This is a genomic window from Prevotella koreensis (genome assembly GCF_003977605.1).
Taxonomy (GTDB): Bacteria; Bacteroidota; Bacteroidia; order Bacteroidales; family Bacteroidaceae; genus Prevotella; species Prevotella koreensis.
In genome coordinates this window covers 1-23,745 of record NZ_RYYU01000001.1, presented here as the reverse complement: position 1 = coordinate 23,745, position 23,745 = coordinate 1, and the positions used below count along the sequence as shown (strand labels likewise).

Annotated in this window: 17 protein-coding genes and 1 pseudogene; 5 read left to right on the top strand and 13 right to left on the bottom strand. The window is 45.6% G+C overall.

Annotation, left to right across the window (positions count from 1 at the left end):
- Nucleotides 1-115: 115 nt before the first annotated feature.
- From EHV08_RS00090 to EHV08_RS11565, 7 genes are all read right to left on the bottom strand, one after another.
- On the bottom strand, nucleotides 116-841 hold the full coding sequence (locus EHV08_RS00090; protein WP_126677426.1) for a YebC/PmpR family DNA-binding transcriptional regulator: 726 nt from the start codon (nucleotides 839-841) through the stop codon (nucleotides 116-118).
- A 71-nt stretch (nucleotides 842-912) separates the two neighbouring features.
- Nucleotides 913-3,375, bottom strand: coding sequence for a phenylalanine--tRNA ligase subunit beta (gene pheT / locus EHV08_RS00085; protein WP_126677425.1), 2,463 nt, complete (start codon nucleotides 3,373-3,375; stop codon nucleotides 913-915).
- A gap of 105 nt (nucleotides 3,376-3,480) precedes the next feature.
- Entirely contained in the window at nucleotides 3,481-4,104 is a 624-nt protein-coding gene (locus EHV08_RS00080) for a TetR/AcrR family transcriptional regulator (protein ID WP_158676023.1), read from the bottom strand.
- 48 nt (nucleotides 4,105-4,152) lie between these two features.
- Nucleotides 4,153-4,863, bottom strand: a complete 711-nt coding sequence (locus EHV08_RS00075; protein ID WP_126677423.1) for a DUF2461 domain-containing protein — start codon at nucleotides 4,861-4,863, stop codon at nucleotides 4,153-4,155.
- 27 nt (nucleotides 4,864-4,890) lie between these two features.
- The gene (gene nth, locus EHV08_RS00070) at nucleotides 4,891-5,526 is read right to left on the bottom strand and encodes an endonuclease III (RefSeq protein WP_126677422.1); all 636 of its coding nucleotides are present in this window, start codon (nucleotides 5,524-5,526) and stop codon (nucleotides 4,891-4,893) included.
- A 217-nt stretch (nucleotides 5,527-5,743) separates the two neighbouring features.
- A complete protein-coding gene (locus EHV08_RS00065) occupies nucleotides 5,744-6,349 on the bottom strand; it encodes an OmpH family outer membrane protein (RefSeq protein WP_126677421.1) in 606 nt (201 codons plus the stop codon).
- Nucleotides 6,346-6,576 (bottom strand): hypothetical protein, encoded by a 231-nt coding sequence (locus EHV08_RS11565; RefSeq protein ID WP_126677420.1) that lies wholly within the window; start codon nucleotides 6,574-6,576, stop codon nucleotides 6,346-6,348. Before EHV08_RS11565 ends, EHV08_RS00065 begins: the two co-directional genes overlap by 4 nt.
- 91 nt (nucleotides 6,577-6,667) lie before the next feature.
- Here EHV08_RS11565 and EHV08_RS00055 point away from each other — a divergent pair, with 91 nt between their 5' ends.
- The 4 genes from EHV08_RS00055 to EHV08_RS00040 all read left to right on the top strand — a co-directional run bounded on the left by EHV08_RS00055 (nucleotide 6,668) and on the right by EHV08_RS00040 (nucleotide 13,967).
- Nucleotides 6,668-8,122, top strand: coding sequence for an aminoacyl-histidine dipeptidase (locus tag EHV08_RS00055; RefSeq protein ID WP_126677419.1), 1,455 nt, complete (start codon nucleotides 6,668-6,670; stop codon nucleotides 8,120-8,122).
- A 253-nt stretch (nucleotides 8,123-8,375) separates the two neighbouring features.
- On the top strand, nucleotides 8,376-10,430 hold the full coding sequence (htpG, locus tag EHV08_RS00050) for a molecular chaperone HtpG (RefSeq protein ID WP_126677418.1): 2,055 nt from the start codon (nucleotides 8,376-8,378) through the stop codon (nucleotides 10,428-10,430).
- A gap of 382 nt (nucleotides 10,431-10,812) precedes the next feature.
- Nucleotides 10,813-12,060, top strand: coding sequence for an ABC transporter permease (locus EHV08_RS00045; RefSeq protein ID WP_126677417.1), 1,248 nt, complete (start codon nucleotides 10,813-10,815; stop codon nucleotides 12,058-12,060).
- Between the two features lie 242 nt (nucleotides 12,061-12,302).
- Entirely contained in the window at nucleotides 12,303-13,967 is a 1,665-nt protein-coding gene (locus EHV08_RS00040; protein WP_126677416.1) for an AMP-binding protein, read from the top strand.
- A gap of 108 nt (nucleotides 13,968-14,075) precedes the next feature.
- On the opposite strand, the pseudogene EHV08_RS00035 reads toward EHV08_RS00040, so the two are convergent.
- The 3 genes and pseudogenes from EHV08_RS00035 to EHV08_RS00025 form a co-directional block, all read right to left on the bottom strand.
- Nucleotides 14,076-15,596, bottom strand: a pseudogene (locus EHV08_RS00035) (NAD(P)(+) transhydrogenase (Re/Si-specific) subunit beta); the annotation flags it as partial.
- A gap of 3 nt (nucleotides 15,597-15,599) precedes the next feature.
- Nucleotides 15,600-15,911 carry an NAD(P) transhydrogenase subunit alpha gene (locus EHV08_RS00030; RefSeq protein ID WP_126679367.1) on the bottom strand — a complete coding sequence of 104 codons (312 nt, stop codon included), beginning with the start codon at nucleotides 15,909-15,911 and terminating at the stop codon, nucleotides 15,600-15,602.
- Between the two features lie 159 nt (nucleotides 15,912-16,070).
- Entirely contained in the window at nucleotides 16,071-17,228 is a 1,158-nt protein-coding gene (locus EHV08_RS00025) for an NAD(P) transhydrogenase subunit alpha (protein WP_126677414.1), read from the bottom strand.
- A 250-nt stretch (nucleotides 17,229-17,478) separates the two neighbouring features.
- Here EHV08_RS00025 and lipA point away from each other — a divergent pair, with 250 nt between their 5' ends.
- Nucleotides 17,479-19,311, top strand: a complete 1,833-nt coding sequence (gene lipA, locus EHV08_RS00020) for a lipoyl synthase (RefSeq protein ID WP_126677413.1) — start codon at nucleotides 17,479-17,481, stop codon at nucleotides 19,309-19,311.
- 381 nt (nucleotides 19,312-19,692) lie between these two features.
- On the opposite strand, the gene EHV08_RS00015 is transcribed toward lipA, so the two are convergent.
- The 3 genes from EHV08_RS00015 to EHV08_RS00005 all read right to left on the bottom strand — a co-directional run bounded on the left by EHV08_RS00015 (nucleotide 19,693) and on the right by EHV08_RS00005 (nucleotide 23,604).
- Nucleotides 19,693-19,965: a hypothetical protein gene (locus EHV08_RS00015; protein WP_126677412.1), complete on the bottom strand. Its 273-nt coding sequence runs from the start codon at nucleotides 19,963-19,965 to the stop codon at nucleotides 19,693-19,695.
- Between the two features lie 356 nt (nucleotides 19,966-20,321).
- Nucleotides 20,322-22,019 carry a leucine-rich repeat domain-containing protein gene (locus tag EHV08_RS00010; RefSeq protein ID WP_126677411.1) on the bottom strand — a complete coding sequence of 566 codons (1,698 nt, stop codon included), beginning with the start codon at nucleotides 22,017-22,019 and terminating at the stop codon, nucleotides 20,322-20,324.
- Nucleotides 22,020-22,059: 40 nt separating this feature from the next.
- Nucleotides 22,060-23,604 (bottom strand): hypothetical protein, encoded by a 1,545-nt coding sequence (locus EHV08_RS00005; RefSeq protein WP_126677410.1) that lies wholly within the window; start codon nucleotides 23,602-23,604, stop codon nucleotides 22,060-22,062.
- Nucleotides 23,605-23,745 lie beyond the last annotated feature (141 nt).

Below are 23,745 nucleotides of genomic sequence, written 5' to 3'. Positions count from 1 at the left end.
GCCATATTCCGTGACTATGATTTAGTAACAAAGCCATTATCATTAGCATGCCGTAATGCCACAGACATATTATTGGCTGTCCGCAAAAGGCAGGCAGAAACCTACATGAGGCGGATTATTCCGGCTTCATGTTGGTATATACAGTCTGCACGTCATCGAAGTCTTCGAGTTTCTCCACCATCTTGTCGAGTGTCTCGCGCTGCTCAGGCGTAACCTCTTTCAGGTCGTTGGGGATATACGTGAACTCTGCTCCCGTAACCTCAAACCCGTTCTCTTCAAGATGTTTCTGTATCTCACCGAAACTCTTAGGGTCGCCATATATAGTGATGCTGTCTTCCTCTTCGTCTTCATCGTACTCATCTTCCACGCCGTAGTCGATAAGGTCTAGTATCAGTTCGTCCATGTCGATGCCATCCTTCTTCTTGAAAGTGAACACACTCTTGTGGTCGAAAAGGAAACTCAGCGAACCGGTAGTACCGAGGTTGCCGCTGAACTTGTTGAAAACCGAGCGCACATCACCCACCGTTCTCGTTGTGTTGTCGGTCAGAGTATCAACAAAAACAGCCACTCCGAACGGACCATATCCCTCGTATGTCACCTCCTTATAGTCGCTCTGATCCTTGCCCATAGCGTTCTTTATCGCGCGTTCGATATTGTCTTTCGGCATATTCTCGCGCTTGGCATTGGCTATGATGGCACGCAATGCCGGGTTATTCTCTGGTTCGGGACCTCCTGATTTTACGGCAATGGCAATCTGTTTACCAATTCTTGTAAACGTCTTTGCCATGTGTCCCCATCTCTTCATCTTTGCTGCCTTACGGTATTCAAATGCTCTTCCCATAAACTATGTTCAAAATATTATTGTTTTTTATTTATATTACATTTTGATTTTCATTCCATGTCGCTCCGCGTTCATCGCAATTCCGCTCCAATCTCTTTCTTCAGATTAGCGATAATCTTATTCATTATACTGTCAATCTGCTTGTCGTTAAGCGTTTTCTGTTCGTCTTGCAGGATGAAATTCACAGCATAACTCTTCTTTCCCTCAGGCAGATTCTTACCCTCATAAACATCGAAGAGTTCCACTTTGCGCAGCAATTTCTTCTCGCTACGATATGCCACACTCTCTATTGTGACAAATTCCACATTCTTATCAATGAGCAGCGCAAGGTCGCGACTTACCGCCGGATATTTGCTTATCTCGCGATATTCCACCTTTTGCTTCTTTATCGTCTTCATTAGAGCCGTCCAGTTGAGTTCGGCATAATACACCTCTTGGGCAATTCCGGCAGATTTCAGTATCGCCTTGCTCACCAATCCCATCTCCACAAGTTTCTTTCCGCCACGGTTTTCGATAACGGTAGCCTTTGAGAAGATGTCGCCGGTGCTCTCCTTGAACATCAACATGGCGAACGGAACTCCTATACGCGAAAGTATATTCATAACGTATGCCTTGAGTTCGAAGAACGTTGATTGTTCGTCAGCATGTGCCCACGAGCCGGTCACGCGTTTTCCGGTAACCCAAAGTGCAATCATGTTCTCTTCCTTGTATGCCGCCATAGGGTTGTCGGCGTTCTGTTTATCGGGAGAGAAAGTATATACGTTTCCACGCTCGAAGAACTTCAGGTTCGGGTTTCGGCGGTTTACGTTGTACGCAATACTTTCAAGTCCTCCGAAAAGCATTGTCTGACGCATCACGTTAAGGTCTGAACTAAGCGGGTTCATAATCCTTACGAGGTTTTCTGCGGGATAACTTTGCAGTTTGTCGTAGTACGCACTCTTGGTCAGAGAGTTGTTGAGTATCTCATTGAAGCCGCAACCGAGGAGTTGCTCTCCCACCAGATTGGCAAGCACGTGTTTCTTGTCCTCATCGCCTTTCACTACAAGCGATGACTTCAATTGCGTAGGAATTTCCACATTATTATATCCATACACGCGTAGGATGTCTTCAACAACGTCGCATGGACGCTGCACATCAACACGATATGCCGGTATTTCGAGTTTCAGTCCGTCAACATTCTCCTCCAAGATTTTCATTTCGAGCGATGTCACGATGCTCTTTATTGTCTCGGCCGGAATATCTTTTCCCACCAGTCGGTTAACGTAAGAGTAGCCCAAGTCAACTTTCGCATTCTCTATTTTCTCGGGATATACGTCCTTTATCTGCATCGAAACCTTTCCTCCGGACAACTCCTTGCATAGCAACGCGGCCTGCTTCAGTGCATAAATAACACCCTCCGGGTCTACACCACGCTCGAAACGGAACGACGCGTCGGTGCTTAGTCCGTGACGACGTGCGCTCTTACGAATCCATGTGGGGTGGAAATACGCGCTTTCGAGCACGATGTTGCGTGTGTTGTCATACGTCCCTGAGCCCTTTCCACCGAACACTCCGGCAATGCACATGGGGTCTTCGGCGTTGCAGATGGCGAGGTCTCGCTCCGAGAGTTTGTGCTCTTCGCCGTCAAGTGTAATGAAAGGAGTGCCTTCAGGCATTGTCTTTACAACAATCCTGTTACCTTTCACCATGTCGGCATCGAAGCAGTGAAGCGGCTGACCGTATGCCATCATCACATAGTTGGTTATATCTACAATATTGTTTATCGGGCGCACCCCTATCGTATTGAGTTTGTTTTTGAGCCATTCCGGACTTTCCTTCACCTCACAGTCGGTTATGCTGACGCATGCATAGCGTTTGCATGCTTCCTTATTGACTATTTCAACGTCTATCGGCAGCGTCTCATCATCAACGACGAAAGTCTCGTCAGACGGGCGGTGGAGCGAAGTCTCGTATCCGTTCTGCTTCAACCATGCGTACAAGTCACGTGCCACTCCCCAGTGTGAGAGGGCATCGGCACGGTTGGCCGTTATGTCAACCTCAATGAGCCAGTCGCTTTCAAGATTATAATATTCGGCTGCGGGCATACCAATCTCGGCATCCTCCGGGAGCACTATTATCCCATCATGACTGCTGCCTACACCTATCTCGTCTTCGGCACATATCATTCCGTTAGACTCCACACCGCGAAGTTTTGATTTCTTTATAGTGAACTCCTTATCACCGTCATACAGAACGCATCCGAGGTCGGCAACTATCACCTTCTGACCTGCGGCAACGTTCGGCGCACCGCACACTATTTGGCGCGTTTCTCCGTTACCAAGATCAACAGTGGTTACATGCAGATGGTCTGAATCCGGGTGCATGTCGCAGGTCATAACCTTGCCAACAAACAACCCCTTCAGCCCGCCGCGTATGCTCTGCACTTCTTCAAGTGCACCGACCTCAAGACCCTCGCTCGTCAGAGCGTCACAAACTTCTTGTGGCGAAAGGCTGAAATCAACATATTCTTTCAACCACTTATAAGATATATTCATTATAATCTATAGATTTTAATTTCCCGTATTAATACGCTGCAAAGGTAATTATTTTTTTTCAAACCCAAAAGTATAAAATAAAAAAAGGCATCCGAGCCAAGGCTTTTACGGTTTGCTGAAAAGTTCGTTCACGCGCTCTATGCCTTTCGGTGTACAGAAACCGCGCATCAGAACAATCCAGAAATTACGGAATATCTCTTGTATGCCGTATCGCAAATACAACTTATTTTCCATTATATAGTTCATCGAAGCATCGCCAAGTCTCAAAACGACTCCGTAGTTAAGTCCCTCTACGAAATAGCCATTCTTCACTCCACTCTCTATAAAGGTTTTGGCATTGCTCATTTCCTCCTCGTGCGAGTTGTGCAGAAATTCTATAACATTGGTATATTTGTGAAGTTCTGAAAAGAATTTCGGGTCTATCTGTCCCAAGTCTGCCATCTTCATATTGAAGAACTCGATGATTATGTCCATCTCGTTTTCGGCATGACAGGCATATTGCCGAATGTGTTCTTTCGCCCGCATATAGTCTTCGCGAACACACTCGAAAAGCAGTGTTTCCTTGTTCTCGTATATTTCGTAAAGCGTGCGCTTTGATATTTGCAAAGCGTTGGCAATGTCGTCCATCTTTACAGACTTTATTCCGTTCTTTTTGAACATAGCCATCGCCATGTTCCGAATCTTATAACGCAACTCTTTCTTATAGTCAGTGACATTGTTTGTGTGCATAAACTCCTTCTGTTCCAATAACATTTGTATATTAATAGCCGCTCCGGCCTATTCGTAATCGGCGATAACTGCATTTACGAAGTCGTTCATCGGCTTCGCCACCTGAAACACCTTTGCCATTTCATCGAGCCATCCGTCGCCATCGAAGAATGTGTCGGGCACACGCTTCCAGCAGCAATAGTCTTTCATTTTGAGATATTCAAGATGCTCATAGTCGCGGGGGAAACCCTTCGGAGCATTTGAGAGCATCGACAGACCGAACCCCTTGGGAGATGCGGCCTCATCTTTCCACTCGCCATCGCCCGGCTTTCCAAAGAAATTCAGGAACTTACGGTCTTCCACAATACCAAGCCAACGGTCGATGTTTCCCATTATCTCGTTGCGACAAGCAGTGAGAACGTTCATCGGCATCCAATAATTGCCACAAGCAAGCAGACAGTTGCCGGGTTCCATGTGTATGTAGTAGCCTCCGCTTATCGACTTTCTGCCACGCAAGCAGATAAAGGCACCGAGATGACGCTTATATGGTGACTTGTCTGGAGAGAAGCGAGTGTCGCGATAGAAACGATAGACCGTATCCTTCACTGTGATGTGGGCAATGCTCGTATCGAACTCCGAGATACGCGAGATTGCCTTTGCTATACCCTCTTCGAAGTCTGCCCTTATGGCATCATATTCCCCGCGATGTTCATGAAACCACGGACGGTTATTGTTCTCGGCAATATCCTTGAGAAAATTTATTATTCTTTTCGACTGCATTGTATGTTTTTTTATCGTTAATTAATGTCACACTCCTACTTTCGGACAGAAAGAATTGAAGGGACATTCACTGCATTTGGGCTTTCTGCTCTGGCATATATATCTGCCATGCAACAGCAACCAGTGGTGTGCATCGGCCTGTACATCGGCCGGGATATTCTTCTTCAGCGTCAGTTCCACTTTCAGCGGCGTATTGTCTTTTGACGGAACAAGTCCGAGACGGTGGCTCACGCGAAACACATGTGTATCCACGGCTATCGCCGAACGACCGAATCCTACGGCCTGCACGACATTGGCGGTCTTACGTCCAACGCCCGGTAGTTTCACGAGTTCTGACATATCCGATGGCACTTCACCTCCGAAGTCGTTTACTATCATGCGCGACAAATCAACGAGATGCCGCGCCTTGGAGTTGGGATAACTTACACTGGCTATCAGTTCGAGTACATCCTCCGGCTCTGCACTGCTCATCGACATTGCATCGGGATAGCGCGAGAACAGATCTGGGGTTACTTGGTTGATGCGTTTGTCGGTGCATTGCGCACTAAGTACGGTCGCAACAAGCAACTGAAACACGCTTCCGAAATTCAGTTCGGTGGAAACGTGTGGCATCTTTTCGGCGTAATATTCAAGGATATATTCGTAGCGGGCCTTGCGGGTCATGTGGGTGAGCGATGAGCGATGAGGGTTGCGGGTTGAGAGTTGAGCGTTAAAGGATGAGGGTTCTTTCTTCGCTCTGCTTCGAAAGCGTCTCCTGAAGGAGCCGAGCGGAGCGATGAAAGATGAGCGTTGAGGGTGAAATATACTGAAACGAATTAGGAGTTACGAAGAATGCGCGAGCAAACTTATAACTCCTAAATCATAAACCTTTAAGCAATGATTATTTCTTGCTTTCAGCCTTTGCCGGCTCTGCGGTCTTTGCTGCAGGCTTGTAAGCCTTGTTCAGTCCGGCAACCACCTCCTTGGTGATGTCTAACGATTTGTCGCTGTATAGCACATTATCGCCTGCCTTGCTGAGAATAATGGAATATTTCTTGTCCTTGTTATACTCTGCAAGGAAGTGCTGAACGCTGTCACGGAGAGCCTTACTGTAGTTTTCCGACTCTGCTTGCAGTTCGGCAGCAAGACGTTGCTGCAGTTGCTGCAGGTCAACCTGCTGCTTCTGTAGGCTTGCATTCACCGACTGTGCCTGCTGCTGAGTGTACTTATTGCTCTGAAGATTCTGCTGGAACTGGGCTGCCTGAGTTTGCAGAGCCTGTCCTTTCTGGTTAAGAGTATTGTCTGCATTCTTGCTTTTCTTCTCGAACTCGGCCTTGAAATCCTTGCAGAAATTATAGGTAGAGTCAAGTTCCTCTATATCCACGTATGCTATCTTCAGTTCCGAACTTCTGGGTGCGTCGGCGTTTTGCTCACCGCTTTTACCTTCGTTGTTACATGCTGTCAAGGCAACTACTGCCGCCATAACAAGGAAAAATTTCTTTTTCATTCTTTTTTATATTTTATTTTGTTTCTTATCTTTTTTGCCTTTTCCGCACTGTGTCTTGCCTCCTTATCTTGGTCGATAACGCAATGTATTCCAAGTCTGCGCATTGCTGCACTGTCATGAATATGCTGCGACTCGAAGCGACCTTTCTTCTTGAAAAGCACCTTAACACTTAATAATGCTAAACAAATAGCAATTATTAACACTGTTAACACGAGAGTTTCAACCATTTTTATTACTTTTGCACGTGAAAGCACACATTACTGTTTGCGACTGCAAAGATAATGATTTTTTGTAAAACACACAAATTTATATTGAATAATGAACAAATGTGAGTTAAAACCCGCTTGCGTATTCGAACAATTCGCAAAAATCAACGAAATTCCACGCCCTTCAAAGCGCGAGGAAAAAATCATTGAGTATCTTAAGAAATTCGGTGAAGAACGCGGTCTTGAAACCGTGGTAGATGAAACCGGAAACGTAATCATCCGTAAAGGGGCAACACCGGGCTACGAAAAGAAGAAGACCGTAATCCTGCAAAGCCACATGGACATGGTTTGCGAGAAACTTGTCGATATCGAATTCGACTTCGACAACGACCCAATACAGACCTACGTAGATGGTGAATGGTTGGCAGCAAAAGGCACAACTCTCGGTGCTGACGACGGTATCGGATGCGCCATAGAAATGGCAATACTCGATAGCAACGACATCGAACATGGTCCGCTGGAGTGCGTTTTCACACGCGACGAAGAAACAGGACTTACCGGTGCAGAGGGAATGAAGCCCGGATTTATGACCGGCGACATGCTTATAAACCTTGACTCTGAGGACGAAGGACAGATCTTCGTTTCTTGTGCAGGTGGAAGAAGCACCACTGCAAAATTCCGTTACGAGAAAGAGAATGCTCCCGAAGGTCTCTTCTTCATGAAGGCTTCGCTGAAAGGTTTGGTTGGCGGACACTCCGGTGACGACATCAACAAGAAGCGTGGCAATGCTCTGAAGATAATTGCACGCTTCCTTTACCTTGTTCAGGAGAAATATGGTCTGCGTCTCGCAAGTTTCAATGCAGGAAAACTGCACAACGCAATACCACGCGACGGTATGGCCATCTTCGGTGTTCCGGCCGACAAGAAGGAGAATGTAAAGGCCGACTGGAACGTGTTCGCTGCTGAAGTAGCAGATGAATACCACGTTACCGAGAAGTCCATGCAGTTCTCAATGGAGAGCACCGACAGCGAGAAAGTGCTTCCATTGGAAACTTCCACAAAACTTATCCGTGCATTGCAGGCCGTTGACAACGGAGTATTTGCAATGTGTCAGGACGAAGCACTCGCATGGATGGTAGAGACATCAAACAACGTTGCAAGCGTAGAGACTACCGATACCGAAGTTACTATCGTTTCTTCACAGCGAAGCAACGTGATGAGCGCGCTCGACAATCAGGCTGCCACAATCAAGGCGTTGTTCCAACTCGCCGGTGCAGAGGTGGTTCAAGGCGACGGTTACCCTGCATGGAAGATGAATCCGGACAGCAAACTCACTGCCATAGCAGTGGAGAAGTACAAGAAGCTTTTCGGTAAAGAGCCGAAAGTTCTCGGTATTCACGCAGGCTTGGAGTGCGGACTTTTCTCTGAGAAATATCCTAACCTCGACATGGTTTCATTCGGTCCGACCCTGCGCGGAGTACACTCTCCCGACGAGCGTCTGCACATTCCTACCGTTCAGATGGTATGGGATCACCTGCTCGAGATTTTGAAGAGCATCCCGGAATGAGACTTTCCGTCTGATGACGAATAACAAACAGAATGTCCCTGCCTACGCTTTTGCAACGTAGGTGGGGACTTTTCTTTTTTCACTACAGCAACAGAAACAATACGACAGACCATCCACATTGTCATAATAAAGAATTTCATGCACGTACATATATAATAATATGTAAACGGTAGAGAGCGAAAGTACATCCCGATAGTTTGGCACGACTTTTGTAAAAGGAGTATTTAGAAATCAATTTATAAAGTATATAATCATGCAAAAAGGAAACATTGGGGTTACGACAGAGAACATTTTCCCCGTGATAAAAAAGTTCTTGTATTCTGATCATGAGATATTCTTGCGCGAAATGGTAAGCAATGCCGTTGACGCGACACAGAAATTGAAAACCCTTGCAGACAAAGGTGACTTCAAAGGAGAACTCGGAGAACTCGCTGTAAAATTGCAACTCGACACTGAAAAGGGCACACTCACCATCAGCGACCGAGGCATAGGAATGACCGAGGAGGAGATTGACAAGTACATCAATCAGATTGCTTTCTCCGGAGTTACCGATTTTCTCGACAAATACAAGGACTCCGCAAATGCTATCATAGGACACTTCGGTCTTGGTTTCTACTCGGCATTCATGGTGTCCAAGAAAGTGGAAATCATAACAAAAAGTTACAAAGATGGTGCGAAAGCAGTGAAATGGTCGTGCGACGGCTCACCGGAATTCACCATTGAAGATGCCGAGAAAGAAGATCGCGGCTCAGACATCGTGCTGTACATTGACGACGACTGCAAAGAATATCTTGAGAAACAGCAAATAGAACAACTGCTGCAGAAATACTGCAAGTTCATGCCCGTGACAATAACATTCGGCAAAGAAACCGAATGGAAAGACGGCAAGCAGGTGGATACAGACAAAGACCACGTAATAAACAATGTGGAACCGCTATGGACAAAGGCACCGAGCACGCTGAATGACGAAGACTATAAAAACTTCTATCGCACTTTATACCCGATGCACGATGAGCCGTTGTTCTGGATACATCTCAACGTTGACTATCCGTTCAACCTCACCGGAATACTCTATTTTCCACGCATCAAGAGCAACATCGAGATACAGCGCAACAAGATTCAACTCTACTGCAATCAGGTTTTCGTAACAGACCAAGTAGAAGGCATCGTGCCCGACTTCCTCACATTGCTGCACGGCGTAATCGATTCTCCGGATATTCCACTGAACGTGAGCAGAAGTTATCTGCAAAGCGACCGCGACGTGAAGAAGATTTCGACATACATAACGAAGAAAGTGGCCGACAGACTCGCCGCGATATTCAAGAACGACCGCAAGGATTACGAGGAAAAGTGGGACGATTTGAAAATCTTCATCAACTACGGAATGCTCTCACAGGAAGACTTCTACGACCGTGCGAAAGATTTCTCACTGCTGAAAGACGTTGAAGGAAAATACTATACGTTCGAGGAATACAAGACATTGATAAAAGACACGCAGACCGATAAGGACGGAACCCTCGTGTATCTATACACAAACAACAAGGAGGAGCAATACACATACATCGAGGCGGCACAACAGAAGGGTTACAGCGTGCTTCTCATGGACGGCCAACTCGACACACCGGCGGTGTCAATGCTCGAACAGAAATTCGAGAAAACACGCTTCACTCGCGTGGATTCGGACATCATCGAACGCCTCATCGTAAAGGAAGACGAACCGAAACAGACTCTCGATGCTGACACCGCTGACAATCTGTCACAGGCTTTCCGCTCGCAGATGCCAAGCATTGAAAAGACCGAGTTCTATGTAGAAGTGCAGGCTATGGGCGAGAATGCTCGTCCGGTGCTCATCACACAGAGCGAGTATATGCGCCGCATGAAAGACATTTCGCGCTATCAGCAGGGCATGGCATTCTATGCCGAGATGCCCGACACATACAGTCTGGTGCTCAACAGCGACCATCCGTTGATAAAGAAAATCCTCGAAGATGAGAAAGAAAAGACCGCAGCCGACCTGAAACCGGTGGCAAGCGAGATTAAAGGACAGGAGGCACGACTTGCCGCACTGCGACAGGAACAGGACAAAAAGAAGCCTGAGGAAATAACACAAGAGGAGAAAGACGATGTCAACAACACGCAGAAGGCTATAGAGGAGCAACGCTCCAAGAAACAGCAGATAATAGCCGACTACGCAAAAGGCAACGACATCCTGCATCAACTTATCGACCTCGCACTGCTTCAGAACGGTATGCTGAAAGGTGCTGCACTCGATAAATTCCTCAAACGCAGCATAGACCTCATAAAGTAAATCACTGACACTATTCATAAAAAGCCCCCGAAAGCATAACGAACGCTTCCGGGGGCTTTTTCAATATATGTCAATGAAACACAAGGATACTCCTAATTAAAAACAATAACAGATATTATTGAAAAACAATTTGGGCGAATTTGCAGACCAAAATGGGCGAATTTGAAAACCAATTTCGCCCAAATTGCAAAGTAAATTCGCCCATTTTGCTTTCCCGAAGTTATGCTTATGATGGTTTTAAACACGCTGAATGCTTCCTATTCAGGTATCATCGCGGGCATCAGCACAAAGTAACAGAGTGTTAATTAATGGCGATGTAATAAAAACGGGAAGCAAAATTTGGTGTTTCATGCAATAAATCGTAATTTTGCAAATCGGAAAGATGAACTTCGCTTTATACATCGCAAGGAAGATATACAATGACAAGGGCGACAAACGACAGGTGAGCCGCCCGGCGATAAGGATTGCAACCATTGGCGTGGCAATCGGTCTTGCCGTGATGCTTATCAGCGTAAGCGTGGTGCTTGGCTTCAAACACACGATAAGAGACAAGGCTATCGGTTTCGGCAGCCATATAATTGTGGCCAATTTCCTATCGCTGCAAGACGAGCGACCCTACCCTATCTCAATGGACGACAGCATAATGAACAGACTGAAAAACATCGAGGGGGTGAAGCATGCGCAGAGATATGCCATGAAACAAGGCATACTGAAGACCGACAACGACTTCATGGGCGTGATGTTCAAAGGCATGGCAGAGGAGTTCGACACCACATTCATTCATCAGAACATGCTGGAAGGTTCGATTCCGAAATTCAGTTCGGAGGCGAGCAGCAACAAGATTCTCATATCAAAGATGAATGCCGACAAACTCGGACTGAAACTCGGCGATAAAGTTTTTGCATATTTCATAGACAACGATGACGTAAGGGCGAGACGGTTCGACATCGTGGGCATTTATCGCACCAACCTTACCAAATTCGACAAGGCAATATGCTTCTGCGACCTATACACTTCGGTGAAACTAAACGGTTGGGAAAAAGACCAAGCAAGCGGTGCCGAACTAAGCATTGACGACTATCGGCAGTTGGAGGTGGTAGAGGAAAACGTGGTGAGGAACATCAATAGAACCAGCGACAAATACGGTCAGACATACTCCTCCGCGACAATAGAGCAGATGAATCCGCAGATATTCACATGGCTCGACCTGCTTGACATAAACGTCTGGATTATACTTGCACTTATGGTATGCGTTGCCGGCATCACCATGATTTCGGGTCTGCTGATCATCATTTTGGAACGCACCAACATGATAGGTCTGATGAAAGCACTCGGTGCACGCAACAAAACCATACGGCACACATTCCTATGGTTCTCGGTATTCATAATCGGACGTGGCATGCTGTGGGGAAACATCGTGGGAATAGGTCTCCTTTTGATTCAGCATTTTACCGGTTTGGTGTCGCTCGACCCAACGACATACTATGTCAACACTGTTCCGGTGGAACTCGATTTCTACATAATGGCGGCAATAAACATCGCCACACTCACAATCTGCGTGCTCTCACTCATCGCCCCCAGTTACCTCGTTTCATTCATACATCCGGCAAAGTCGATGAGGTATGAATAGCCAACCGGCGTTCAAAATCAAACACATATTTCTGAACAGCTACTTGTCTGTTTGGCAATGTCCGTTTTTTCCTATTTCTTGTTCTAAACTCGTAATATTCCATAAATTAGGATAATTACGTCAATAAAAATCGAAATAGTGCACAAAACATTTGCAAATGAGCAAATAACATTTTACCTTTGCACACAAATTACATAATTGTGCAACAATATTGTTATAAGAATTATAGATAAATATCAGAAATGGATACACCGAAATTCAACTCTATAATACAGAAGAGCATAATAGAGCATTGGGACATGGATGCCCTTACCGATTACAAAGGAGTAACATTACAATATAAGGATGTGGCACGCAAGATTGAGAAACTGCATATAATGTTCGAAAGCAGTGGCGTGGTGAAAGGCGACAAGATAGCATTATGCGGTCGAAACAGTGCCCACTGGGCAGTGGCATTCCTGGCAACACTGACATACGGAGCGGTGGCCGTGCCGATACTACACGAGTTCACACCCGAACAGATACACAACATCGTGAATCACTCAGAAGCAAAACTGCTGTTTGTGGGCGATGTGGTGGCAACGACAATAGATGGAACTAAGATGCCGGACATTGAGGGTATCATCTACATACCCGACTATTCGCTTGTATTGTCGCGCACCGACAAACTGACTTATGCACGCGAGCATCTGAATGAAATGTACGGACGCAAATATCCTAAGTATTTCCGTAAGGAACATGTGGAATACTACGTGGAGCAATCGCCCGACGAAATGGCTCTGATAAACTACACGAGTGGTACGACAGGTTTCTCGAAAGGAGTGATGATACCATACCGCGCACTTTGGAGCAACTACGATTTCGCAATGGACGTTATCGGCCGCGATTACGTGAAAAGCGGCACCAACACTCTCAGCATTCTGCCCATGGCACACATGTACGGCATGGCTTTCGAGTTCATTTTCGAGTTCCTGCACGGTTGCCATATCTTTTACCTTACGCGAATACCATCCCCGGCAATCATCGCACAGGCGTTTGCCGATATAAAACCGTCGATTGTGATTTCAGTTCCGTTGGTAATCGAGAAGATTATAAAGAAGAAGGTGTTCCCGAAACTTCAGAACCAACGTATGAAGCTGCTGCTCAACATGCCTGTGATAAACAAGAAGGTAAAAGAAAAGATTTGCGAACAGGTGACGAATGCGTTCGGTGGCAACTTCTATGAGGTAATCATTGGCGGTGCGGCTTTCAACCAAGAGGTAGAGAAATTCATGCACGACATTGGTTTCCCATATACCGTTGGCTATGGCGCAACAGAATGTGCACCGATTATATGCTACCGCGACTGGCGCGAATTTGTTCCGGGAAGTTGCGGAAGAGCAGTAAGAAACATGGAAGTAAAGATTGACAGCAGTTCACCGTCGATAGTGCCGGGGGAAATATTGGCACGCGGCATGAACGTAATGCTGGGCTACTACAAGAACGAGGAAGCTACAAGGCAGGCAATAGACAACGAGGGGTGGTATCACACCGGCGACCTCGGAACAATGGATGCAGACGGCAACGTGTTCATAAAAGGGCGCAGCAAAAACATGCTTCTCGGAGCAAGCGGACAGAACATTTACCCCGAAGAGATTGAAGACAAACTCAATTCGATGCCTCTCGTGATAGAAAGCATCATTATACAGAAGGACGAAAAACTCGTGGGACTTGTGCATCCCGACTTTGACGAGATGAAAAATCTGGGACTGTCTAAAGAAGACCTCGAAAAAATAATGGAACAAAACCGTCAGGAACTGAACGCTGAAATGCCGGCATACAGCAAGATTTCGGCAATAAAACTCCACGAAGAGGAGTTCGAGAAAACGCCGAAGAAGAGCATCAAGCGCTTCTTATACAATGGTTGACGCACGCAAATAAAACAAAAGTCGTGGCTATCGGAACATTCGCTGATAGCCACGACTCTTATTATATACCCGACAAAAGCCGGCTTGTAGAAACGATTATCTTGCAGTTACTCCGACAATGATGCGCTGAAGTGTCTCTTTGGCATCGCCAAGTTCGAGATAAACGCCATGACCGCGAGTGTAAAGAGGATTCTCCACACCGGCATATCCGGGGTTCAGGTCGTAATTACAGATTACAACTTCGGGAGCCTCGTCAACGCTGAGCACCGGCATACCATAGATAGGAGTGCCCTCGGCATTTCGTGCTGCGGGGTTGAGCACGTCGTTCGCACCAATTACCACCACGGCATCAACGTTCTTAAAGTCGTCGTTTATCTGATCCATCTCGTAGAGTTTCTCGTATGGAACGTCTGCTTCAGCAAGCAACACATTCATGTGACCGGGCATTCGACCTGCCACAGGGTGGATTGCAAAGCGAACATCGGTGCCACGACTCTCAAGCAGTTCGGCAAGTTGTTTCACCTTGTGCTGCGCCTGAGCCAAGGCCATACCATAGCCCGGAACTATTATCACGCGCTTGGCCTCAGCGAGAACCTTATCGGCTGAAGGAGCATCGGCAGCCTCTTTCGGGGCAGCCTCAATCTGACCATCGAGCACTTTAACCCTGTCTTCCAGTTTGGCAACGATGGCTTCCAGTTGTTTTATTCTTTCTTCTAATTTCATTACTCTTGTTATTAATTCTTTATTTTCTTCTTCTTGGTTATCTGTTTCGGAAACTGTCTTGGTTGCTTTCTTAGGAGCACGTGGGACAAGGATGTTGATAAGGCTGCGGTTCATGGCGCGGCACATTATCTGAGTGAGAAGCAATCCCGATGCACCGACTATACCGCCGACGGCAACAAGGAATATATCGCTGATGGCCATACCGGCAATCGAACCTGCCACACCCGACAAAGAGTTGAGCAGTGAGATTGTGATAGGCATGTCTGCACCACCCACACGGATAGAGAAAAACAGACCGAACAGCGACGAGGTGAGGATGCAGACCACGATTACCATTATGTTTCCACTGAATGTTCCGAGCACTATCAAGGCCACGGTGAGTAGCAAGAACAGCATGGTGAAAAGCGAATGTCCCGGCCATATCACCGGTTTCTGAGAAAGCATGCGATGAAGTTTGCCCGCAGCAATGAGACTGCCGACAAGCGTCACCATACCAACAGAAATGGCGAGCATCGACGTGAAAAGCATGAACGGCATGTAGCCATTCTTAACGATTTCTGAAATTTGCTCACTGCTGAACCCCACCTGCGTGGCAGAAAGCACACCGACCAATGCCGAAGCACCACCACCAAGACCATTGAACAAGGCCACGAGTTGAGGCATCTGTATCATCCGGACTCTGCGAGCCATCATTCCGCCTATCAATGCTCCGACAAGAATGGAAGGATATATCGTCCATGCCGAAACAACACCACTGAAATAAAGCGTTGCAACGACACCAACCAACATGGCAAGGGCAGAGAGCAGGTTGCCACGAACGGCACTACCCACCTTGCTCATCATTGATATGCCAGCAAGCACGGCTATTGCTAATACGGTGCTGATTATGATTTGCATTGTTGCCATAGGTTAATTCTTTTTCTTCTTATTGAACATCTGGAGCATCCGGTGAGTGATACCAAAGCCACCAAAAACATTTATCGCCGCCAACACAATAGCAAGACATCCCACCACCTGAGCCAATACAGACCCAAGTCCACCTATCTCCGGACGGGTAAGGGCATAGCCTGTAGCCGTAATTGCTCCCACAATGGTAACGCCCGACAAGGCATTCATGCCCGACATCAAGGGCGTATGCAGCAAACTGGGCACATTCTTTATGATGAAGTAGCCCGCTATCGTGCATGCAATGAAAACAACTACTAATATAATAGGATTAATCATTATATGTCAAACGTTTCAAATTAAAATATAAAAAGATAATAGTCGAATGTATGCCGTCATGGAATGGAAATCCATAACGACAAAGGTTAAAGACAGAATGTAATGTGAGAAGTCACTTGACACATCATTTTGCCTTTAACCCTTGGCCTCAACCTATCAGAGTCCCATTGCCTCGCGGGCACCGGTGTGAACGAGTTCACCGTCGATACATACAAGACTCTTATTGATTACTTCGTCGGTGCGGTCGAGGTTCACCTTGCCGTCCTTAACGAGGTACTTCACGAGGTTATATACGTTGTTTGCAAACATCCAAGTAGAACTTGTCGGGAGCAGACCCGGAATGTTCTTCACACCCATCAGAGTCACGCCGTGCTTCTTCTCGATGCCACCTGCCGGTGTCAGTTCGCAGTTACCACCTTGGTCGATAGAGATGTCAACAATTACAGAACCGCGCTTCATTCCCTTCACCATTTCTTCGGTTATGATGATAGGAGCAACCTTTCCCGGGATGAGAGCAGAACAGAACACGATGTCCATTTCCTTTATGGTGTCGTTCAGTTTCTCACGCTCAACAACGAGAACATCCTCCGGCAGACGCTTTGCATAGCCACCCTCGCCCACTGCGAGTTCTGCGGGAACACCGGTGTCTGTAACCTTTGCGCCGAGAGAACTTGCGTTCTCGGCAGCCATCGGACGAATGTCGGCAGCGTAAGTGATAGCACCGAGGCGCTTCGCTGTAGCCAAAGCCTGAAGACCGGCAACACCAACACCAATCACCATTACCTTGGCCGGCTCTATTCTTCCTACTGCGGTGAACATCTGTGGCATGAATGTGGTCATGTGGTCGGCTGCCATCAAGATGCCTTTATAGCCTGCACAGGTACTCATTGAAGTAAGTGCATCGAGGTTCTGCGCACGAGAGATGCGTGGAATACCATCAAGTGTGATGGCTGTAACGCCCTGCTTTGTGAGTTTCTTAACCATTTCGTGGTTGATGGGAGATGCAGGGTGAATGAACGTGATGAGATACTGACCCTTGTGCATCAGTTCCACCTCATGCTTGCCGAGAGTCTCATTGAAAAGAGGTTCCTTCACCTTCAAGATGATTTCTGCCCTGTCATAAACTTCAGCAGCGCCTTCAACCAATTTCGCACCGGCCTTTACATAGTCCTCATCGTGATAGAGCGCACCGTCGCCGGCCGATTTCTCAACGAGCACTTCAAAACCATCTTTCACGAACTTACCCACAGTTTCCGGGGTAGCCGATACACGAGCTTCGTCGTGCATGATTTCCTTTGGAATTCCAATAATCATAATTAATGTAGATTTAAGATTTAACTTTTACGTGTATTTTCAATGTACAAAAGTACTATTTTTATTTTTCAAGCAAACTTCAACAGCCTCTTTTATTCTCCTTTTTAGCGATAATTAACTTATGGGGGCATAAAAGTTTATCGGCATAATAATGTTTTGTTTCGTTACTTGCTTGTAATTGGATTATTTTCCCTAATTTTGCAAAGAATTTAAAGATAGAATAAGAAAACAACTTATATTAATTTTACTGATGAAATACATAATTGTGCCTGACAGAGCAGAGGCGAAACAGTTGCCATTCTACTTCGCAGTAGAGGAATACGTGGCGAGCAAATATACTGATGATGACTATTTCTTTGCTTGGCAGGTGGAACCTACGGTGATGCTCGGACGCAACCAACTTATTGACAACGAGGTGAATGTGGAGTATTGTCGAGACAACGGAATACACATATTCCGCAGAAAGAGCGGCGGCGGATGTGTCTATGCAGACAGCGGTTGCATACAATTTTCTTATATTTCCTTTTCCGAAAGCGTGAATTTGGCATTCGGCGATTATATGAACAATGTGGCACGATTGCTGCGGAGCATCGACATCGACGCGCAACTGTCCGGACGCAACGACATTCTCGTGGGCGGAAGGAAGGTTTCGGGCAGCGCATTCTATCGGCTGCGCAACCGAAGTGTGCTTCACAACACAGTGCTTTTCAACACGCAACTCGAACATCTGGCGAAAGCACTAACACCATCGCACGAGAAACTGCAGAGCAAAGGTGTGGCATCGGTATCGCAACGCGTCAACAACATAGGGCAATACACCAATCTCACGCTCGACGATTTCCTCGCATACGTGCGTAAATATATGTGCGGTTCGGAACAACTGGTACTCACCGAAGAGGACATGCGGGAAATTGCCAAGATAGAAAAGGAACTGGCTTCAGACACTTTCGTTTATGGAAAGAACCCGAAATTCACAGAGGTAAGAAAAAAAAGATTCCCCGATATTGGCACGTTGGAGGCACATATCGAACTAAAGAACAATGTCATAACTAACATAAACCTTGCCGGAGACTATTTCCTGATAGGCGACCTCGACCGCGAACTTATCGATCTGCTGCGCGGAACGCAGTTCACAAGAGAAGCCGTGACAGAAAGACTTGAAGGCATAGACCTCTCCGCAATAATACGTGGAATGGAACTGCCACAGTTGCTGAGACTGTTATTCGGCCGACCTCCGCACGTGAAGAAGCCCGAATGGCTAAAAATTAACCTGACATCAACGCAAAATTCGGGCGAAACGGCAAACGTAATCGCAAAGCATCATCTCAACACGATATGCACAAGCGGACTATGCCCCAACCGCACCGAGTGCTGGGCAGCACGCACAGCGACACTTATGATTGGAGGAAACGTATGCACACGCAGTTGTAAATTCTGCAACACCCTGTCCGGACGACCGGAAAAACTCAATCCGGCAGAACCGCAGAACGTGGCCGACTCGATAAAGGCACTCGGACTGAGATATGCCGTAATAACATCTGTTGACCGCGATGACTTGAAAGATTATGGTGCAGAGCATTGGGTAAAGACCATTTCGTGTATAAAGAAAGAGAACCCGGACACTATACTGGAGGTGCTCATACCTGATTTCATGGGAAACAAGCAACTTGTTGAAATGGTGATGAAAGCACGCCCCAACGTCGCAGGGCACAACATGGAGACCGTGCGCAGACTGACGCCGAGCGTGCGCAGTGTGGCTCGGTATGAGCGCAGTCTTGACGTGCTGACAGCAATCACGCAGTCGGGTGTAATGGCAAAAACCGGCTTCATGGTAGGACTGGGCGAAACAATAGAGGAAGTGGAGGAACTCATGGACGACATTCTCGCAACAGGTTGCCGCCGACTTACCATCGGACAGTATCTGCAACCCACATCACGCCACCTGCCTGTGGCAGAATATATCACGCCCGAACAGTTCGAGAAATACAGACAGACAGCCCTAAACAAAGGCTTCAAGTTTGTGGAGAGTGGTCCGTTAGTACGTTCTTCCTACCACGCCGAACGTTCTTTCCACGCCTCTTAGCACTGACATACCACAGCAATTTGGGCGAAATTGCAAAGCAAAATCGGCGAATTTGGTATGCAATTTGGGCGAATTTGGTTTACAAAATCGCCCAAATTGTTTTCTCATCCACATGTTATATCGTACTCAAATTCGGGATAAGACTTATCAAAAAGAGTTCTAACGGTATCGTTATTTACACATCTACCGGCAATGCCTACAGTTTATTCTCAAAGAAACAATATACATCACGTACCAAAATGACGGCATATCATAATGGTCATTATTTCATTTCTGACATTTGACCTTTACGTTCACGATGGCGTCTGTCATTACCATCAAACAAGGGTAAAGACCAATAGTATCCTAAATAATTTTTGTGAAAACGCATACAAAGTTGCATCAAATCATATGATTTGACGTATTTTGTTCCAACGGTAAACAGTCCCCCCTATGTCTCAAATTCGTTCTCGGGCGGTGGCGTGAATGGCTTGTGTTGTTGTTGAGCAACTTTATGGTGAAGCCGTGTTCGGCATTGTACACGGCAATTCTCCGTATTGGTTTGGGGTATTGTTCGGCTGTTTCGTTTCCTTTGAGGCTCACAATCTCATCTATGAGTACTTCCGGGTGAACATTGTCAGACAAGTCACGCTCTTCAATTCGCTTATAAATCAAGTTGTGCTTGACTCTGACCACAAAGGAGTGAACACTAAGATAATACTTTTTTTCTTAGTGAAAACAACTTCCTTCACTTTTTTGAAAATTATTTAGGACATTATTGGTATAATTCATGTTATGAACAAATCAAAAAACAATCAGATTATTAACTGTATCAATAACTATCTGGATGTAAATATGTTGCTGTAAAAAGATTTGCGTATTGACATGGATAATGGCATGTCTGTTGACATGATTTGGTTGAGAAATATATCGCGATGGAACTCCAGTAAAGAGAACAAAAATATAAACTGTGCCTATATTCTACAAAGAATAGTAAGCACAGTTTATTATCACTCAACTTAAATATAAAATCATTTAAGCACTTTGACGGATGTTCCATCTGAGTATCTTAAAATCATAATTCCCTTGCTTTCATTGTCCACCAACTGACCGAGACTGTTATATCTTGCAACCTCAAACTTATCCTTTTCTGCAAGGTCGCCACTGATATTTGTCGTTCCGACCTCCTTTATTGTTGTGAACTCGCTCCATGTGTCGGCTACGGCATAAGCGTCTTTTGATCCTTTTGGGACATAAAGAATGCAATCTTCTGTAGGAACGCCTGAGAAAGCACCACGTCCACATGTTGGAGGAGTAACGGCAGAACAATAAATTTCAGCAAGGTTCTCATTGCTCGCAAACGAGGAGTTTTGTAGTGTATTTAATGTTGATGGCAATGTGAGTTTTGTCATGTTTTCACAATATACGAATGCGATATTGCCTATAGACTCCACGCCTTCTGGAACATCTAGTTCATTCACTGAAGTACAAAAGCCGAAAGCACCATGAGGAATCTCCTTCATTGCAGGCGAGAGATCTATGATTGTAGCACCCTCGCATCCATTGAAGCATTCTTTGCCGATTGTAGTCAACTTAGAGGGCAATTTTATCTCGGTAAACGCTTCACAGCCCTTGAATGCACCATGGTCTATCTCTGTAAGAGTCTCTGGCAACTTAACGTTTGCCAAGCGAGCGTTGTTTTGGAAAGCAAGTTCTCCAATTCGTGTTATGTTCTCAGGAATGTTGACTTCCGTAAGTTTTTCACAACGGTCAAACAGACTGGAACTAATTTCGGTAAGTCCATCAGGGATATGAGCCTTTACCAGGTTTTTGCATAAACTGAATGCTCCTCCAAGTGTCTTAACACTGTTGGGGACATTAACCTCTGTCAGTGCACATGAATAGAATGCGCTTTTTCCTATTTCCTCAAGTTTGGAGTTGAATTTGACAACTGCCAAATATTCGCAGAGAGAGAAAGCATCGTCCTTGATACTTTTTAATGCATCCGGACAAGTGAAGTTTGTCAAAGTCGACCCGGAAAAAGCCCCGCTGCCAATGCATACCAGACTTGACGGCAATTGTATTTCGGTAATCCCTGTTCCAGAGAAAGCTTCGTCAGGTATTTCTGTAGCATCAGAAGGAACCGTGATTTCTTTAACTGACGAGCATCCGGACAGTACATACTTGGATATGGCAACGCCTTCCGGAAAATCAAATTTCGGCAGAGCCGTTTCCGCGAAGGCATAACTCCTGATTTCTTTCACAGAGTTTGGTATTGTTATGTCTTGCAGGGATGCGCACTTGTAGAAGCAGCTGTCGCCAATGGCTGTGACTGTTGCCGGCATCTTTATCTCCTTCAGTTTGCCACATTTGAAGAACATTGCATTGCTCATCTCGTTGTCTGTAGTGTAATACTCTACATTTTCAGAACCTTTGTATGACACGTAGTATGGCTCTCCTCCTTTTACGATAGAGGCATCGGAGAGATCGAGGTTCTCGAGTTTTCCCTCAGAAACATTGTTGTCCTGATCCAAGCCTGCCATGTCGCGTAGCAATATGAAGTCTGTTCCGTTTAACGGACCGGAGATTTTCAAGCTGGTAATATTGTACTTGTCAGCATTGGATATCTTTTCGGATAATGTCCCTGATTTGTCAAGGGATATGACTGTCTGTCCCTGTGCAGATACGGTAGATAGGACAAGTGCGGCAGAAAGTAATAATTTAATCATAGTAAAATCATTTTTTGTTATACAATATGTTTAAAATCCCTTATTTGGCAATTTTCACTATCGATCCGTCGGCGCGCCTCAAAATATTGATACCTTTCTCAATACCATTTCTCTTGGTACCGTCGATTGAGTAGTATGCATCTGAATACACAGGCTTGGCACAAGCAGTTGAAACTTCCATACCAGAGGTGGAAGCAAAATCCACTTCTTGCATGAATAACGTATAGCCGTCTGAGAGTTTTTCGTCCCATGCCGTGATGAATTTATTGTCGCCTAAACTTTCAGATACCCAAAGCCCTGTCTTTATCTTATCTGTAGCAGCAAACACATTAGGCTCGGACATATTACCGTCATTGTCCACCGTAGCAGACAGCCCTTTAACAGTATTTGTGGCATTATTGTATTTCAAGTAAAACAAAGCAGATGCTCCATCACCAATGTTACGAATCTTGAAAAAAGAATATTGGTCATCCGTCTGAAGAGGAATTAGCGTTTTTCCGCCTTTCCATTTTATCTCACCGTTCATATCCAACTTCTGATAATAAATTGTCTGACTATACTTGTTGTTCTTGTCAAAACTCTTATAGAAGCATGAGAATGTGTTATCAAATGCATTGTATGCCACCGCAGGACTTGTTGACGAAAGAGCCGTATCATCTGACTGTTCAAGCAAGATACCTTTCATATCACCGTCCAAGCCTATTGAGAGGTCATTCTTTACATAGACTAGTCTTCCCTGCTGATTGCCATCCACGACAGATATAATAGCTCCGTTATCAGGACCAGACATAACCTCAACAACTTCCATCACCTTGGGTGATGCGAATCCGTTGGCGTAAACTACCTTCGGTTCATCATACAACAGGTCACCTGTATTGCAGTCAATTATGTTTGCGTTGATATTGCCTTTGTCCACCCATAAAACCAAGGCCCTGTCGCCATTAGTCTTTTCGACAAAAGGAAAAGGATTGGCGGAACTTGTAGTTTGGAAGATTTCTTTTTTCCAGGCTATAGAGCCGTCCTTGTTTAATTTTTCAAGATGAAGACAGTCTTTTGCTGCTTCAATATCGGTAAAACTATACGCGCACAGCAAACCGTTGTCAGGAGTGTCCAACATTGACAACCCTGCCTCAATAGGATGACCGATGCCGTCGTTTAGCGCGGTTCCTTTCCATAAAGACTCTCCGTCCTCGGAAAATTTCAGGATGGTATAATTCACGTTCCCTGCATCATACCTTGCATCTTGGATTGCGACAAAAACATTCCCGTAATTGTCTTTTTGTAGATATTGGTTCCATGTAGTCCATGTCCTGTTCTTTTCACTTGAAATAACTTTTCCTCCTCTACCCAGTTTCTTGTTTCCGTCTTTATCCATTATCTGGAGTCTATAAGCTATTCCACACTCTGGAGACGGACATGCCAAAAGTACATACGTATATCCGTTTTTATTAGTCGTGAGTTCCTTGTCATAGTAAGACAGGCCCGTAGGAGTGACTAGAACGTTGTTCGACGAATCAAAGTTCCAATCTGCCCGACCATTCAGGTAAAACGTAACCAATGCGACTATAAGCACAATTCTTTTCATACGCAATATTTTTAGAAATAAATAATAATTTGTCCGCAAAATAAACACAAAATTGCTGTAATATTTGCATAAAGTCGGCAGTTTAACGCAATTGGGCTTGATTATTAAGGACATACGGCGCAAACTGCAGAAAATCCGCCA